This window comes from Kurthia sp. FSL E2-0154, assembly GCF_038003625.1.
GTDB lineage: Bacteria > Bacillota > Bacilli > Bacillales_A > Planococcaceae > Kurthia > Kurthia gibsonii.
On the sequence record NZ_JBBOPO010000001.1, the window covers coordinates 1501808 to 1516675 of the forward strand.

Annotated in this window: 11 protein-coding genes and 1 tRNA gene; 2 read left to right on the top strand and 10 right to left on the bottom strand. The window is 35.7% G+C overall.

Going from position 1 to position 14868, the window contains the following annotated elements; all coding sequences use genetic code 11:
* Positions 1–84: 84 nt before the first annotated feature.
* From clpX to MHB75_RS07435, 7 genes are all read right to left on the bottom strand, one after another.
* Complete coding sequence (gene clpX, locus MHB75_RS07405; protein ID WP_068452210.1) at positions 85–1353, bottom strand: ATP-dependent protease ATP-binding subunit ClpX; 1269 nt, start codon at positions 1351–1353, stop codon at positions 85–87.
* Positions 1354–1562: 209 nt separating this feature from the next.
* On the bottom strand, positions 1563–2849 hold the full coding sequence (tig, locus tag MHB75_RS07410; RefSeq protein WP_340996827.1) for a trigger factor: 1287 nt from the start codon (positions 2847–2849) through the stop codon (positions 1563–1565).
* A 105-nt stretch (positions 2850–2954) separates the two neighbouring features.
* Positions 2955–3953 carry a tetratricopeptide repeat protein gene (locus tag MHB75_RS07415; RefSeq protein WP_340996829.1) on the bottom strand — a complete coding sequence of 333 codons (999 nt, stop codon included), beginning with the start codon at positions 3951–3953 and terminating at the stop codon, positions 2955–2957.
* A gap of 387 nt (positions 3954–4340) precedes the next feature.
* Positions 4341–5534: an NAD(P)/FAD-dependent oxidoreductase gene (locus MHB75_RS07420; protein ID WP_340996830.1), complete on the bottom strand. Its 1194-nt coding sequence runs from the start codon at positions 5532–5534 to the stop codon at positions 4341–4343.
* A 37-nt stretch (positions 5535–5571) separates the two neighbouring features.
* Complete coding sequence (locus MHB75_RS07425) at positions 5572–5997, bottom strand: DUF1641 domain-containing protein (RefSeq protein WP_340996831.1); 426 nt, start codon at positions 5995–5997, stop codon at positions 5572–5574.
* 692 nt (positions 5998–6689) lie between these two features.
* Positions 6690–7730 carry an AbrB family transcriptional regulator gene (locus MHB75_RS07430; protein ID WP_340996832.1) on the bottom strand — a complete coding sequence of 347 codons (1041 nt, stop codon included), beginning with the start codon at positions 7728–7730 and terminating at the stop codon, positions 6690–6692.
* A gap of 65 nt (positions 7731–7795) precedes the next feature.
* The gene (locus tag MHB75_RS07435) at positions 7796–9214 is read right to left on the bottom strand and encodes a SulP family inorganic anion transporter (RefSeq protein WP_340996835.1); all 1419 of its coding nucleotides are present in this window, start codon (positions 9212–9214) and stop codon (positions 7796–7798) included.
* Between the two features lie 99 nt (positions 9215–9313).
* Between MHB75_RS07435 and MHB75_RS07440 the strand changes: the two genes are divergently transcribed.
* Positions 9314–9847, top strand: a complete 534-nt coding sequence (locus tag MHB75_RS07440) for a recombinase family protein (RefSeq protein ID WP_340996837.1) — start codon at positions 9314–9316, stop codon at positions 9845–9847.
* Between the two features lie 143 nt (positions 9848–9990).
* On the opposite strand, the gene MHB75_RS07445 is transcribed toward MHB75_RS07440, so the two are convergent.
* Positions 9991–10064 (bottom strand) — tRNA-Arg (locus MHB75_RS07445).
* A gap of 55 nt (positions 10065–10119) precedes the next feature.
* Entirely contained in the window at positions 10120–11325 is a 1206-nt protein-coding gene (gene sstT / locus MHB75_RS07450) for a serine/threonine transporter SstT (RefSeq protein ID WP_340996838.1), read from the bottom strand.
* Between the two features lie 402 nt (positions 11326–11727).
* Here sstT and MHB75_RS07455 point away from each other — a divergent pair, with 402 nt between their 5' ends.
* Positions 11728–13017 (top strand): globin-coupled sensor protein, encoded by a 1290-nt coding sequence (locus tag MHB75_RS07455; RefSeq protein WP_340996839.1) that lies wholly within the window; start codon positions 11728–11730, stop codon positions 13015–13017.
* A gap of 41 nt (positions 13018–13058) precedes the next feature.
* Here MHB75_RS07455 and mqo read toward each other — a convergent pair whose 3' ends face one another.
* Entirely contained in the window at positions 13059–14537 is a 1479-nt protein-coding gene (gene mqo, locus MHB75_RS07460; RefSeq protein ID WP_340996840.1) for a malate dehydrogenase (quinone), read from the bottom strand.
* Positions 14538–14868 lie beyond the last annotated feature (331 nt).

The window sequence follows — 14868 nt, forward strand, 5'->3', positions numbered from 1 at the left end:
TTTAACACTTTATTCATTAAAAAAACTGACTTCAAAACAGTGCAATATAAGCACTCCATCGAAGTCAGCTAAAATCCTTTAAAATTAGGCTGATGTTTTTTCGTTATCTGAATCTTTCACTTCAGTGCCATCTTCTAATAAAAGTTTTGGATGAGCCTTTTCAGTAAGTGTTTCTTTCGTAATTATACATTTCGCAATGTCATCACGAGATGGTAATTCAAACATCACATCAAGCATTACATTCTCAATAATCGAACGTAATCCGCGAGCACCTGTTTTACGCTCAATCGCAAGTTTCGCAATTTCGTATAATGCATCTTTTTCAAACTCTAATTGTACATTATCCAATTCAATCATTTTTTCATATTGTTTTGTTAATGCATTTTTAGGTTCTGTTAAAATCTGTACAAGTGCATCTTCGTCTAATTGCTCTAAACTTGCCAATACTGGTAAACGACCGATAAATTCTGGAATTAAACCAAATTTTAATAAGTCTTCAGGAATCAGATGTTTCATTAAGTTTTTATCATCTGTTTCTTGTTTATCTGCAGTACCGAAGCCGATTACTTTTTGACCCATACGACGTTTAATAATTGACTCGATTCCATCGAAAGCGCCACCTACGATGAATAAGATATTCGTCGTATCGATTTGTAAAAACTCTTGGTGTGGATGTTTACGTCCACCTTGTGGCGGAACGCTTGCAACTGTACCTTCTAGAATTTTTAGTAAGGCTTGTTGAACACCTTCACCCGATACATCACGTGTAATTGATGGATTTTCAGATTTACGTGCGACTTTATCGATTTCATCGATATAGATAATGCCACGCTCTGCTTTTTCGATATCATAATCCGCAGCTTGAATTAACTTTAATAGAATATTTTCAACATCTTCCCCAACATAACCTGCTTCTGTTAATGAAGTCGCATCTGCAATAGCAAATGGCACATCAATAATACGTGCAAGTGTTTGAGCTAGTAATGTTTTACCACTACCAGTAGGTCCGATTAAAACAATGTTTGATTTAGATAATTCTACGTCGTCCACTTTACTTTTTGAGTTAACGCGTTTGTAGTGATTATATACCGCAACAGATAGGGCTTTTTTAGCACGCTCTTGTCCAATTACATAACTATCCAAAGTACCTAAAATTTCTTTCGGTGTTGGAATGTCTTTCAGTTCAATTTCTTCTTCTGTTCCTAACTCTTCTACAACGATTTCTGAACATAAATCAATACATTCGTCACAGATGTAGACACCAGGACCAGCTACAAGTTTACGTACTTGCTCTTGTGGTTTCCCACAGAATGAACATTTTAAATTACCGTTTTCATCATTAAATTTGAACAATTATTTCACCCCTATTCAAGCAACAATATTACAAGACTCTATTAATATTATCAAACATTACGTCTTGCTTGTCTATTATTAACTCTTTTTTTTCTGTGTTATGTACAGGTTATTTTTTAACTATGATAAAAACAAGGTATGGGAAGTCCATACCTTGCTCCATTTGTGCATCGTATTTAAGCAAATTCGACTTACGAACTTGTTAAATCTTACTCAGAAATTTTAGCTTGGTCAACTAAGAACTCAACTGTATTTTGGATTTTGATGTCGTGTTCTAAGATGCTCGTACCACCTAAAGCAGCTTTGATTTGTTCAGCGTCCATGTTGAATTGTGCTGACATTTTTTCTAATTCTGCTTCAAGAGCTTCTTCTGTTACTTCAAGAGCTTCGGCTGCTGCGATTGCTTCAAGTACTAATGAAACGCGTACGCGGTTTTCAGCGTCAGACTTCATTTGCTCGCGTAATGCTGCTTCGTCTTGACCAGAGAATTGGTAGTAAAGATCAAGGTTCATACCTTGTGTTTGTAAACGTTGTTCGAATTCTTGTAACATACGGTTGATTTCTGTTTGAATCATGCCGTTTGGAATGTCGACTTTAGCATTTTCAGCTGCTTTTTCAACTAATTCGTCACGTAATGCCGTTTCAACTGACATTTCTTTTTCAGCTTTCGCTTGTTCAGTTAATTTTGTACGTAACTCATCTAAAGTTTTTACTTCAGCATCGATTTCAGTTGCTAATTCGTCGTTAAGTTCTGGAAGTTCTTTTGCTTTTACTTCGTGAACTGTTACTTTGAATGTAGCTGGTTTACCAGCTAATTCAGCTGCATGGTATTCCTCTGGGAATGTGATTTCGATTTCTTTAGATTCGCCAGCTTTTACGCCTACTAATTGCTCTTCAAATCCTGGAATGAATGAACCAGAACCAATTTCAAGTTCGTAGTTTTCGCCTTTTCCGCCTTCGAATGCTTCACCTTCGTGGAAACCTTCGAAATCGATTACAGCAATATCGCCGTTTTCAATTGCAGCATCTTCTTTAACTACAAGTTCAGCAAGACGTGCTTGGTGACCTTCGATGATTGCATTGATTTCTTCTTCTGTTACTTCAGTAGAACCTTTTTTTACTTCTAAACCTTTGTATTCGCCAAGTTCAACTTCTGGACGTAATACTAATTTAGCTGTGAATGTGAATGGTTCATTTTTCTCGATTTTTTCGAAATCGATTTCTGGTTGATCTACTGGCTCAACACCTGCTTCGATTAGAGCTGTTGGGTAGTTTTCGTTGATTAAAATTTCAAGTGCATCTTGGTATAAAGATTCAACACCGAATTTTTTCTCGAACATTGCACGAGGCATTTTACCTTTACGGAAACCTGGTACGTTGATTTGTTTTACTACTTTTTTAAATGCTTGATCTAATGCAGCATTTACTGTTTCAGCAGGAAGCTCAACTGTTAATAAACCGTTGTTTCCTTCTTGTTTTTCAAATTTAACTGACATGAATATAACCTCCAAAAATAAATTCAAAGTGCTTTAAAAGCGTTCGTTATTACGACTTTGACAACTGTTTTAGTATATCATAGTTCTACATAGTTTCAACAGATTTCATACTTCTGGTATATCTGAAAGTTTTTCAAGTTGTTGGATGAGTTCCATCACCTTGTTATCTGTTTCACTTTCATCGGATATTTCTTGTCCTAATAAAGAATGAACATAATGAATATATCCCTCTGATACCTCCTCAGCAGAAGCCCCAAACCATTCAAAAGGATAAGTAACTAAAATGTGACGTGTCAAAATATATTGTACCATTTCTAATGTGCTACTTTCCTTCTCTAGCCGTTCATTTACGATTTTTTTTACAGATTGTGTGACAGGCAGCTCATCTGGAGTAGGTAATGTCATCGGATTAACTGTAAGTGTTTGCTCAAACTTACGAATTGTTAAGTCACCATCTACCTCTTGCTCTACTAATAAGCAAAGTGCCATACTCCGAACAATCGGATGTACTTCTTCCTTTTCAATGATTGTGCGAATTTCATCTATTAAAGGTCGGACGTTCATTTCTGATAAAGACTGAAGACGATGCAGCTGTTCGTATACTGGTAAGTATAAAAAAACCTCTAATGATAACACGACCTCTGCTACTTCTTCCTCTATACTTTGTTCTGAATGCGATAACTTTAATAACTTTTCACTCAAATTATAAATACTTGTGAAACGTTCGATTGAAGAGTTTGGCACAATATTTTCTTCCAATAAAGAACGAACAATTTGTTGTACATGCTGAAAATCGCGTAGCTCCATACAAATTGATAAGTACAGCTCCATCGTTTCAATATATTGACTCGGACCTTGCGCTAATAGAGACTCCACTACTTCTCTAGCCTGTTCAAATTGTCTTGTTTCGTGTAAACAGTAGGCGTACACATGAAGCGTATGTTCATCCATTTCCTCATATTGAAGAATATCTTGAAAACATTGAATAGCTTCATGATATTCAAACTTCTCAGCATAAGCGTGACCTTGTTGAAGAAGTCGTTCCACCGTTCCAGGAAACATGACGATTTTTTCGTTCTGATATATCTTCTGTTTTCTTTTCAACTTCGTCACTCTCCTCATTCTCCCATAGTTTATCATATGTGCTTTTACTGAACACGCAAAATCATGAAACAATTCGTGTTGGTAGGTTTACAACGCTTTCATCGGGGTATTTTATTATTAGAAATTTCTTTATTGGTGAAATGAGATTGTGTTCAACCCCAATGGCTCACTCGGCATTCCCCTTCTGAGTGAGCTTACATAGACCCTCTATATAAATAGAATCGATTCCCCAAAACTTTACTCAAATGTAATAGTTGAGTCCCCGCCCATGCTTTAGGAGAAGCAACGTCCTCTAAAGCATTTTTATTTTGTCTCAACAAATGTATTGAAACAACAAAAAACGACTTCATGAGAACATTCTCATGAAGTCGTTTTATACATTTCGGCTTAGTATACGATACCGTATAATGCTTTGATGTGTGATAAGTAACGAATGTTTGAAGCTTCTTTCATCAATGTTGCTGGTAAGCCACGTAATTCCGTGTTGCTTTCACCAACAGTTGCTACAGCATCTTTACGACCTAAAGATGCTAATGTACCAGAGTTAACTGGAGCGAAGGTATTCATTTCACTGCCTTTTAAGTATGCGAATACATTGTATCCAACTAATTCGCCCATTTGCCAAGCGTTTTGAGCTGTTGGGGGGTATGGACGATCTGTTTCTTTGTTTGCACCTGGAGGGTATGCAGCTGCAGCGTCACCCACTACGAATACATCTTTATGTGATTCTGATTGTAGGAAGTCGTTTACTACTGCTTTACCACGGTTACATACAAGACCTGATTCTTCTACGATTGGGTACTGAGCTACGCCACCAGTCCAAACAAGTGTGTTTGCAGTAATTGTTTGACCGTCTTTAAGAGAGATCACATTACCTTCAACACCTGTTACAGGAAGGCCTGTTAAGAACTCTACACCACGATTTTCAAGCGATTTTGTTGCGCGCTCGATTAACTCGTCTGGTAATACAGGTAAGATTTTTGGACCTGCTTCAACTAGCTTGATTTTTAAATCTGCTGGTTGTACGGCGTATTTGATTGCTTCTTTCGTCATGTGGTCAACGATTTCACCAACAAGCTCAACGCCTGTTAAACCACCGCCGCCGATTACGATTGTAGCATCTGCTTCGTTGCGAGTTTTTGCATATTCTTTAATACGACCAATGATGTGCTCGCGAATTTTGTTTGCATCTTCAACTGATTTAAGAACCATTGAGTTTTCTTCTAGTCCTGGGATACCGAAGAAACCTGTTTTAGAACCTACAGCTACTACTAATACATCATAAGTTAAAGTTTCGCCAGTTGATAATTTAACTGTTTTGTCGTCAGCTGAGAATGCATCCGCTTTTGCGATTTTAATGTTGATGTCTTTTCCTTTGAAAAGTTTAGAAAGTGGGAATGCTACCGCTTTCTCTTTAATAGTACCACCAGCTAAACGGTGTAATTCAGTGATGATTTGGTGAGTTGGGAATTGGTTCACAACTGTGATTTCTACTTCTTCTTTAGTTGCAAATTGACGTAACGTTAATGCAGATAATACGCCGCCATAACCTGCACCTAGAATGACGATTTTTTTTGACATTATAGTTAAACCTCCATGTTACTAAGTGTTTTAAAAATTATTTTGAAGCTTTGTTTTCTTTTGAAACTTCTAAGAATGCGTTTGCAAAACGGAAGACACCTTGTACTTGTGGGTCTTTTAACAGTTTTAAAATACCGAATAAACCGATTGTTTCGTTGCTTTCAGCAGCACGATCTTTTGCTTCAATTGCAGTAGCAGCAAGTGATTTAGCAGAGTTCACGACTGGTTGAGCCATTTCTGTTACAGCACTAACAGCATCGCTACGGAATACATCATCAGTAGCTAAAGTTTGTGCTACGTCATATGCTTTTGTTAAAGTTGTTACCATTTCTGTTAACTTTGGTAATTGATCCACTAGTTGAGTTAGTGATTCTTGTACTTCAGGTTTTAATAATTGATCTAAAACGTCTAATTGTTGTTGGCTTGCTGCCGGTTGTACTGATTGAGTAGTCTGTTCTGACATATCCAATTCTCCTTTACAATAGCTATTTCTTCTGTCGGGAATTCCCGAACGTTTTACTTACATAAGAGTCATATTATTCATACAATTCTCATCTTACTATTACATGATGCCATGTAATGGTAGCAACTGCAACATCTGTTTTCTAGACATATTTATTGCTTTTAAACACCTATAAACTAAAGAACTATACTGTCATATTTCTTTAATACCCTTTTTCGATTTATCATAAAAATATATGACGTATTTTTATTGAAAAATGAGAGAAATTCATATAAAAGAAAGAGAATTTCGAACTTAAATTTTATAGTGTGTTCACTTCATTTATAGCTTCCATGTTGCATTATACACCTCAATTTCAGGAATTCCAATAGAACTGGAAGCTTTTTTTCGCTCAACTATTCTATGACTTTATTCAAAGTTTCACAAACCTTCACAACCATGCGTTTTCAAGCCACTGTTTATTCCTAAAAAATATTTTAACATTAAAGAATCTTAGACGTTCTAAATGATTTTCTCACTCTTCCCCCTAAAAAAACATGTATATATGTTATAAAGCTCACACAAAAATGTCACTTGCTTTTTTCATTAAAAAAATGATACAAACCTTGTATTCTCAACATTCTGAAATGTTGAAATGTGTTTAAACACTATAAAAAAACTTCCATACATAGATGAAAGTTTTCTTACTTTATTTATTTAATAATTTGTTTGGGTAAAAAATAGGCAATAATCGGTTGAATAACGAATAAAATATAAAAAGCACGAAATACTTGATATCCCGCAACAATTGATAAATTTGCATGAATCGCATGCGCAATTGCCCCCATTTGATCCATACCACCTGGCGCTAAACTCAAAAGTGCTGTCGCGTAATCTAAATGATTTACTTGTGCAAAAATAATACCTAATAGCATCGCTACAATAAATAATGCAGCTGCACTTGTTACAGCGAGCGCAATCGTCCGTCCTTTTCGCTCTAACTCTCTCGGCTTCATCATCATGCCGATATTAATCCCAATCATGAGTTGTGCAAATGACAAAATCGGATTCGCTAATTCCACTCCTACGACGCCTATGTTTTGTAAAATAGCGGTAACGAGCGCCGGTACAAGTAAAAAAGCGGTCGGAAATTTATATTTTTTACCTATAAAGGCTAATAATATACAAATAAGTAGAATTAGCACTGTTTCAAATGACATCCATTCCGATACATGCTCTGTTTGTGTAGGGACTGTTGTTAAATGAAATATTGTCAATAGCAGTGGCATTCCAATGACAATAAATAATAAACGAATCGTTTGTGTCACGGTGACAACAGTTAAATTCACACTTTTCATTTCCTCAGCCATCATAATAATTTGCGTCATACCGCCTGGAATACTACTTAGGAGTGCTGTAGGATAGTTCACTGCTGACTTCTTTGATACAACCCATGCAATGCCTGCACTAAGTAAAATAAGTAAAGTCGTCATGCCAAACATATATGGTAATTGCCTGCCAATCTCTCGTACAGCCTCTCCTGTAAGTGCCTGACCGATTGTATAACCAATTAACACCATTCCAATACTTTTATACGATTTAGGCCAATAAAACCATTCTGAACGTAAACTATTACCTATCAAAACAAAGAGTAATGGTCCGAGTAGCCATGGTACAGGTATATGAAGTTGTGAAAATAGTAATCCTCCACATATGCCGACAATTGCTGTAAGTAAAATTCTTTGAAGTTTCAAAATCTCGTCGCCTCTTTTCAACTTTTACGTTATCACATTCTTTCGTGACTGAAAATAGTTGATGTTTATTTAATCGGTGTAAGTCGCTCGAGTAATTGCTGGCTTTGTAGATCGAGACCAGTAAATGTTACGTGTACTCCTTCTTGTTCCAATTGATTCTTGATTTCAAGAACTTTCGTTACAGCTGTTTCATCCCAAATGCGACTATCTGAAAAATCAAATTCTAGCTTCTTTCCCTTAAAGTTCTCTAAAGTAGGTGCTAACTTTTCAGCTGAGGCAAAAAAGAGTGGACCTTTAATTGTACATGTTTCGTCTGAAAGTAAAAAAGTTGGTGTTGCACTTTTTGCCATAAAACAAATAGCGCTCATCAACACGCCCACACCTACGCCAATCGCTAAATTATGCGTTACCAAAATCACAATCACGGTTGTAATCATAATAAAGCTCTCTGACTTCGGTGCTTTTCGTATGAAGCGAATCGTTTTAAAATCGAATGTTGTAAAACTCACCATAATCATGACACCTACTAAAACAGGCATTGGAATTTTAGAGACGACATCACCGAGAACCAAAATTAGAAATAACAGAAAGATACCTGCTGTTAAAGTTGAAAGACGACCTCGACCACCAGATTTCACATTAATAATAGATTGACCGATTAAAGCGCAACCAGCCATACCACCGAAGAAGCCATTCACAATATTCGCGATTCCTTGACCACGTGATTCTTTATTTTTATTTGACGTAGTCTTTGTATAGCCATCTAAAACTTGTGCAGTAAGTAAAGATTCAAGTAACCCAACGACTGCCAGTGCCAAAGCATACGGTAAAATAATTTGAAGTGTTTCAAAATTCAAAGGGATATCTGGTAAGAAGAATGTCGGTAGTGTTGTTGGCATTGTACCTAAATCACCAATTGTCAGTAATGAAAAGTTCCCAAATATTGCAATCGACGTCATGACAACAATCGCAATGAGTGGTGCTGGAATTATTCGGATAAATCTTGGTATCACATAAACTAGAATCAATGTAACGATCGCAAAAGCATAAGTTGCAACTGAACCATTCTTTAAATATGGTAATTGCGCTAAGAAAATCATAATGCCTAGTGCATTCACAAAACCAAGCATCACTGAATTAGGTATGAAGCGCATTAGTCTTGCAACTCCAAAAATCCCCATAAAAAACTGTATAATCCCCGTTAAAATGGTTGCCGCAAGTACATATTGTAACCCGTGATTCGCCATTAGCGTGACAAGTATTAGCGCCATTGCTCCAGTTGCTGCAGAAATCATTGCGGGTCTTCCTCCGACAAAAGCCGTCATGACAGCCATTGTAAATGAAGCGTAGAGTGCTACTTTTGGATCGACACCGACAATGAACGAAAAAGCTAGAGCTTCTGGAATTAGCGCTAACCCCACTACAATCCCTGCTAAAATATCAGCACGAATAGATGAAAACCATTGTTCTCTTATAACTTGCAAAAAAATCACCTTTCTCATATAGAATAAAAATAGCGTACAATAGAAGTAATCGTAACAAAAATAGTTTCATAAGTATATACTTTTGGGAAGGAGATTGTTATGCGATATGGTTATAAAAGACCAACTGTTTGTGATAACGACGTTACACAACAGTTGGTACAAGTAAATTTGGATGATGTACATGAAGAGAGGCACGGTTTAGCAAAAAATAGAGAGGTATTTGAAGAACTTCTCATGCAATTAACAACAAGGGATGAGTTATATGTTCAAAACATTGAGGTGTTAGCAGATTCTACACAACAATTAATCGACGTCCTACAAATTGCTGAACGAGATGAATTTACAATTATTTTCTTGGATGAATGTATGTGCTCAACAGAATTATTTAAAAAATCATTATTAGATGGTTTACGTTACTTTTCGAAATTACAATCTATCTTTAAACGCCATGCTTCAACCTTTGCATTACAAGAGGCGAAAAAGCGCGGAACTGTTATTGGGAGACCTAAAAAGTCAGATGTACAGATGCAACGTGCAATTGAAATGTATTATAGTAAACAATATACATTACACCAAATTAAAGAAGAAACAGGCATTTCAAAATCAACGCTCTATCGTCAACTCGATCAATAACATGGACATAATAAAACACGCTGAAACAAATTTTTAGTGTTCACAACGAAAAACTGGAACCGCGCCATAGCGCGATTCCAGTTTTTATTATGCTTATGTGGGCACAGTGTTTTTACACGTATGTCCCAATCTGTTTTTTTAAATGTCCCAGATAGGAATTGAACCTACGACCTACAGCTTAGGAGGCTGTTGCTCTATCCTACTGAGCTACTGAGACAGCATACAACAAATAAGTATATGCCTCTTTTTTAAAGCTTTCAAGAGTAATTCTATTACTTTTTACGTTCTGCTGCATATTCAGCTGTTGCTGTAAATACAACATCTGATGAAGAGTTTAATGCTGTTTCACAAGAGTCTTGAATAACACTAATGACTAAACCTACTCCAATTACTTGAACAGCTAAATCATTCGGAATACCAAGCAAACCACATGCTAATGGGATTAATAATAGTGACCCCCCTGCAATACCTGAAGCACCAGCAGCTGAAATCGCTGTAACAACCATCAAGATGATTGCTGTTGCGATATCTACATTAACACCTAATGTATAAGCAGCTGACATCGTTAATACAGAGATCGTAACTGCTGCACCTGCCATATTAATTGTTGCACCTAACGGAATCGAAATCGCATATGTGTTTTTATCTAAACCAAGTTTTTCACAAAGCTCCATATTCACTGGAATATTCGCTGCTGAACTACGTGTGAAGAATGCTGTTAAACCACTTGTTTTTAATGAAGCCCATATTAGTGGATATGGATTACGACGCGCTACAACAAAAACAATTATCGGGTTGATAACAAGCGCAATTAATAACATTGAGCCAACTAAAATACCAATCAACACACCGTAATGCTTTAATTCTCCAAAGCCACTCGTAACAATTGTATTATACATAATGCCAATAATACCAAATGGCGCTAAGTTGATTACCCAGTGAACTACTTTTGAAACAGCTTCTGATAAGTTCGTGATTACTGTTTTTGTTGTACTGCTTGCTGCTTTTAATGCTAGTCCTAAAACAACTGCCCATGCAAGAATACCTATGTAATTTGCATTCATTAATGCATCTACTGGATTCGATACAATATTATTTAAAAGTGTTTGCATAACGCCCCACACATTTTCTGGTGGTTGTAAATCTGTATCACCTGTTTTTAATGTTAATTTTACAGGGAATAATTTAGCGGCAATAACACCCACAACACCTGCAATAAACGTTGCAAATAGATATAAGAAGACAATGCCCTTCATATTTGTTTTTTGTCCACCTACATGACTTGCTAATGCATTAATAACTAATACAAAAACTAAAATTGGTGCTACTGCTTTTAATGCACCTACAAATAATGTACCGAGCATCGCTAACCAAGTTGCACTTGGGAAGGCAACTGCTAAAACTGCACCGAGGATGATCCCCATGACGATGCGCAATACTAAACTTGTATCGCTCCACTTTTGAAATAAATTTCGCATATTTTTTCCTCCAAAATTATACAAATATAAATAATAAATTCATTTTTCCACCTGAGAAAACACAATGTATTCCCATAGAATACAGTTTAACATAAACAATTTAAGTTTTATAGATTATTTTTATATTAGAATGTATTTTTTTCGTTTTTTCTTTTTACATAATTAATTATTCTGTAAAAACAAAATATTTTACACTATTTAAAAAGTGTAAAACTGAAAAAATAAAGTTCTTTTGAACTAATATTTATATGCTCTTTTAAATTTATGTGTATTTTTTTACAAACATATCTACATTTTTATTCATTTTTTTAAAAAATCTACATAAAAACAGTATTTTAAACACGATTTTTATATTCAACAATGGTACTATAGATACAAATATAAAAAGTAGGGGTGTTTTCCATGTTTTTCTTAAAATCAAAAGCAGCCACAGCTACATTGCAAACGAATGTAGAGCATGTTGGTATTTCATTAACCGATTCAGACTATCTGTTACAACTCGATATGATTGATTTAAAAAAACATGATTTGCAAATCGTTCACGCACTTCATTCTTATATGTTGCCGCATATGCCAAAAATTGTAGAACATTTTTATAAAGCGATTTCTACTCCACCGCATCTGGCTAAAATGATTCAAAATCATAGCTCAGTTGAACGACTAAGCCAAACACTTTATGGGCATATTGAGCAAATGTTTGCTGGTAAAATTGATGCGGCATATATTCAAGCACGAAAACAAGTAGCACATGCCCATGTGAAAATCGGCTTATATCCTAAATGGTATTTAGGCGCTTTTCAAAAATTAGAATGTGAAGTACGCCAAATTATAAAAACGCTTCCAATCCCAACTCATGAACAGTTCCAAGCAATTGACGCATTCGGTAAAATCTCTAGTTTCGAGCAACAGCTCGTTTTAGAAGAATACAATCGTTATTCTGATCAATTAATTGAACAACAGCGTGAAGAAGTAAATCGAAAAGTACGTGAAGATTTAGGATTTGTTGCTGATCACTTAAATACGCAAGCATCTCATACATCAGAAGCTGTAAATGAATTAATGAATCATACTATCTGTGTAGAAAATAGCGTTAAAACAACTGTACAGGAATCCTTAGATACAAAAGAAGCCTCTGATAAAGGGCTTGCACAAATGCAGCACTTAAGTGAACAAACTGAGGCAATCCATGTTAAGACAAATGAAATGACTTCTATGGTTCAAGCACTGAATAATTCTTCTACTGAAATGAAAGATGTGATCGAGATGGTTAAATCAATTGCAAACCAAACGAATTTACTAGCACTTAACTCTGCAATTGAAGCTGCGCGTGCCGGAGAACATGGAAAAGGTTTTGCAGTTGTTGCTGAAGAAGTACGTAAATTAGCCGATCAAACAAAAACATCTGTTGAGCAAATTGCTCTCTTAATAGAAGAATCCAATGAAGTAACAAGTGAAGTTGTGGAAGTGATTCATCAAATCCAACAACTTGTAATCCAAGGTACAGAACAAAATGAAGTGCTCAAAGAATCCTTTGATGATATTTCAAGTAATATTACAAAAACGATTGGTGATATTAAGGAAGTCGGCGAACAAGTAAGTGAATTAGCAAGCGGTATTTCTTCCATGTCTTCCACTTCAAGCGAACTACGAAATTCAGCAAAAGAGCTAAATGATACGATTCATGCATTTTAAAATAAAAATGAGGTACCGCTTAATCGCGATACCTCGTTTTTTTAGTCTTCTAATTTTAAAGATTTTGCAGTTGATGCATGTAATTCTTTGAATAGAGCTTCATCTTCCACTAATTGTTTACCGTATGAAGGAATCATCTCTTTAATTTTTGGTTCCCATTCGTTCATTTTTTCTGGGAAACATTTGTTAATTACATCTAGCATAACTTGTACAGCTGTAGAAGCACCTGGTGAAGCACCTAATAAAGCTGCTACTGAACCATTTGCGCCAGTGATTACTTCTGTACCGAATTGTAGTGTACCTTTACCCTTGTCTGTGTCTTTGATTACTTGAACACGTTGACCAGCGATAACGATTTCCCACTCTTCATCTTTTGCTTGTGGAACGAATTTACGTAATTCTTCCACACGTTGTTTTTTATTTAACATTAATTGTTGAATTAAGTATTTTGTTAAGCCCATTTCTTTTGCACCACATGCAAGTAAAGTGAAAATGTTATTCGGCTTAATTGATGTGAATAAGTCTAAGTTTGAACCTGTTTTTAAGAATTTTGGAGAGAATCCTGCGAACGGTCCAAATAATAAAGCTTTTTTACCATCGATATAGCGTGTATCTAAGTGAGGTACTGACATTGGAGGAGCACCTACTTCAGCTGTACTGTACACTTTACCATGGTGTTGATCTGCTACTTCTTGGTTATTACATACTAACCAAAGACCGCTTACAGGGAAACCACCGATGTGTTTACTTTCAGGAATACCTGTTTTTTGTAATAAGTGTAAGCTACCGCCACCAGCACCTAAGAATACAAACTTCGCTGTTTGCGTAATGATTTTACCATCAGCTGTTTTCACTTTTACTTCCCAACGACCGTCAGCATTTTGTTTAATGTTTTCAACTGAAGCATTGTAAGTTGCTTCTACACCATCTTGTTCTTCAAGACTAGACATTAAAATGCGTGTTAATGCACCGAAATTAACATCTGTACCTGATTCAATACGTGTTGCAGCGATTGGTTCGCTACTTGTACGACCATTCATGATTAATGGAATCCATTGTTTTAAAGTTTCTTGATCTTCTGAGTATTCCATTCCATCGAATAAATGGATTTTTGACAGTGCTTCAAAACGCTTTTTAAGGAATGCTACATTATCTTCGCCTTGTACCATACTTAAGTGTGGAATTGGTTTAATGAATTCTTCTGGTTTTTGGATATGACCATTTTCCACTAAATAAGACCAAAATTGACGTGACACTTGGAATTGTTCATTTACGTTGACTGCTTTAGAAGTTTCAACAACACCATTTTTTTCAGGTGTGTAGTTTAACTCACATAATGCCGAGTGACCTGTACCCGCATTATTCCATTCATTTGAACTCTCAAGGCCTGGTTTATCAAGTTTCTCAAATACTTTAATGTTCCAGTCTGGTGCTAATTCTTTTAAAATTGTACCGAGAGTTGCACTCATGATACCAGCACCAACTAAAATAACGTCAGTCGAAGTTTGTTTGTTACTCATGCTTACCATCCTTATATACTAAATTTTGCCGAAAAAATGTATGCGCTAACACAAAGGGTCTTAACAAATTACATACTTACTACATTGCATACAATTTTCAATATCAAAAATATCCTTTTCCTAGTGTATCACAATTATTTTTAGAATAACACTAGACCGAAACAAGTGATAATTCTGTGAACAAGAATCAACAAAAAACATACATAACATAGATTTTTTTACCATTTAACTAACATAATTTGTGAATATATAATGGAAAAAATGTGATAAAAAGCGAAGAATAGACATTCGTTTTTTGAATGACTGTTCATCAAGTTTGTTCAATGACCTT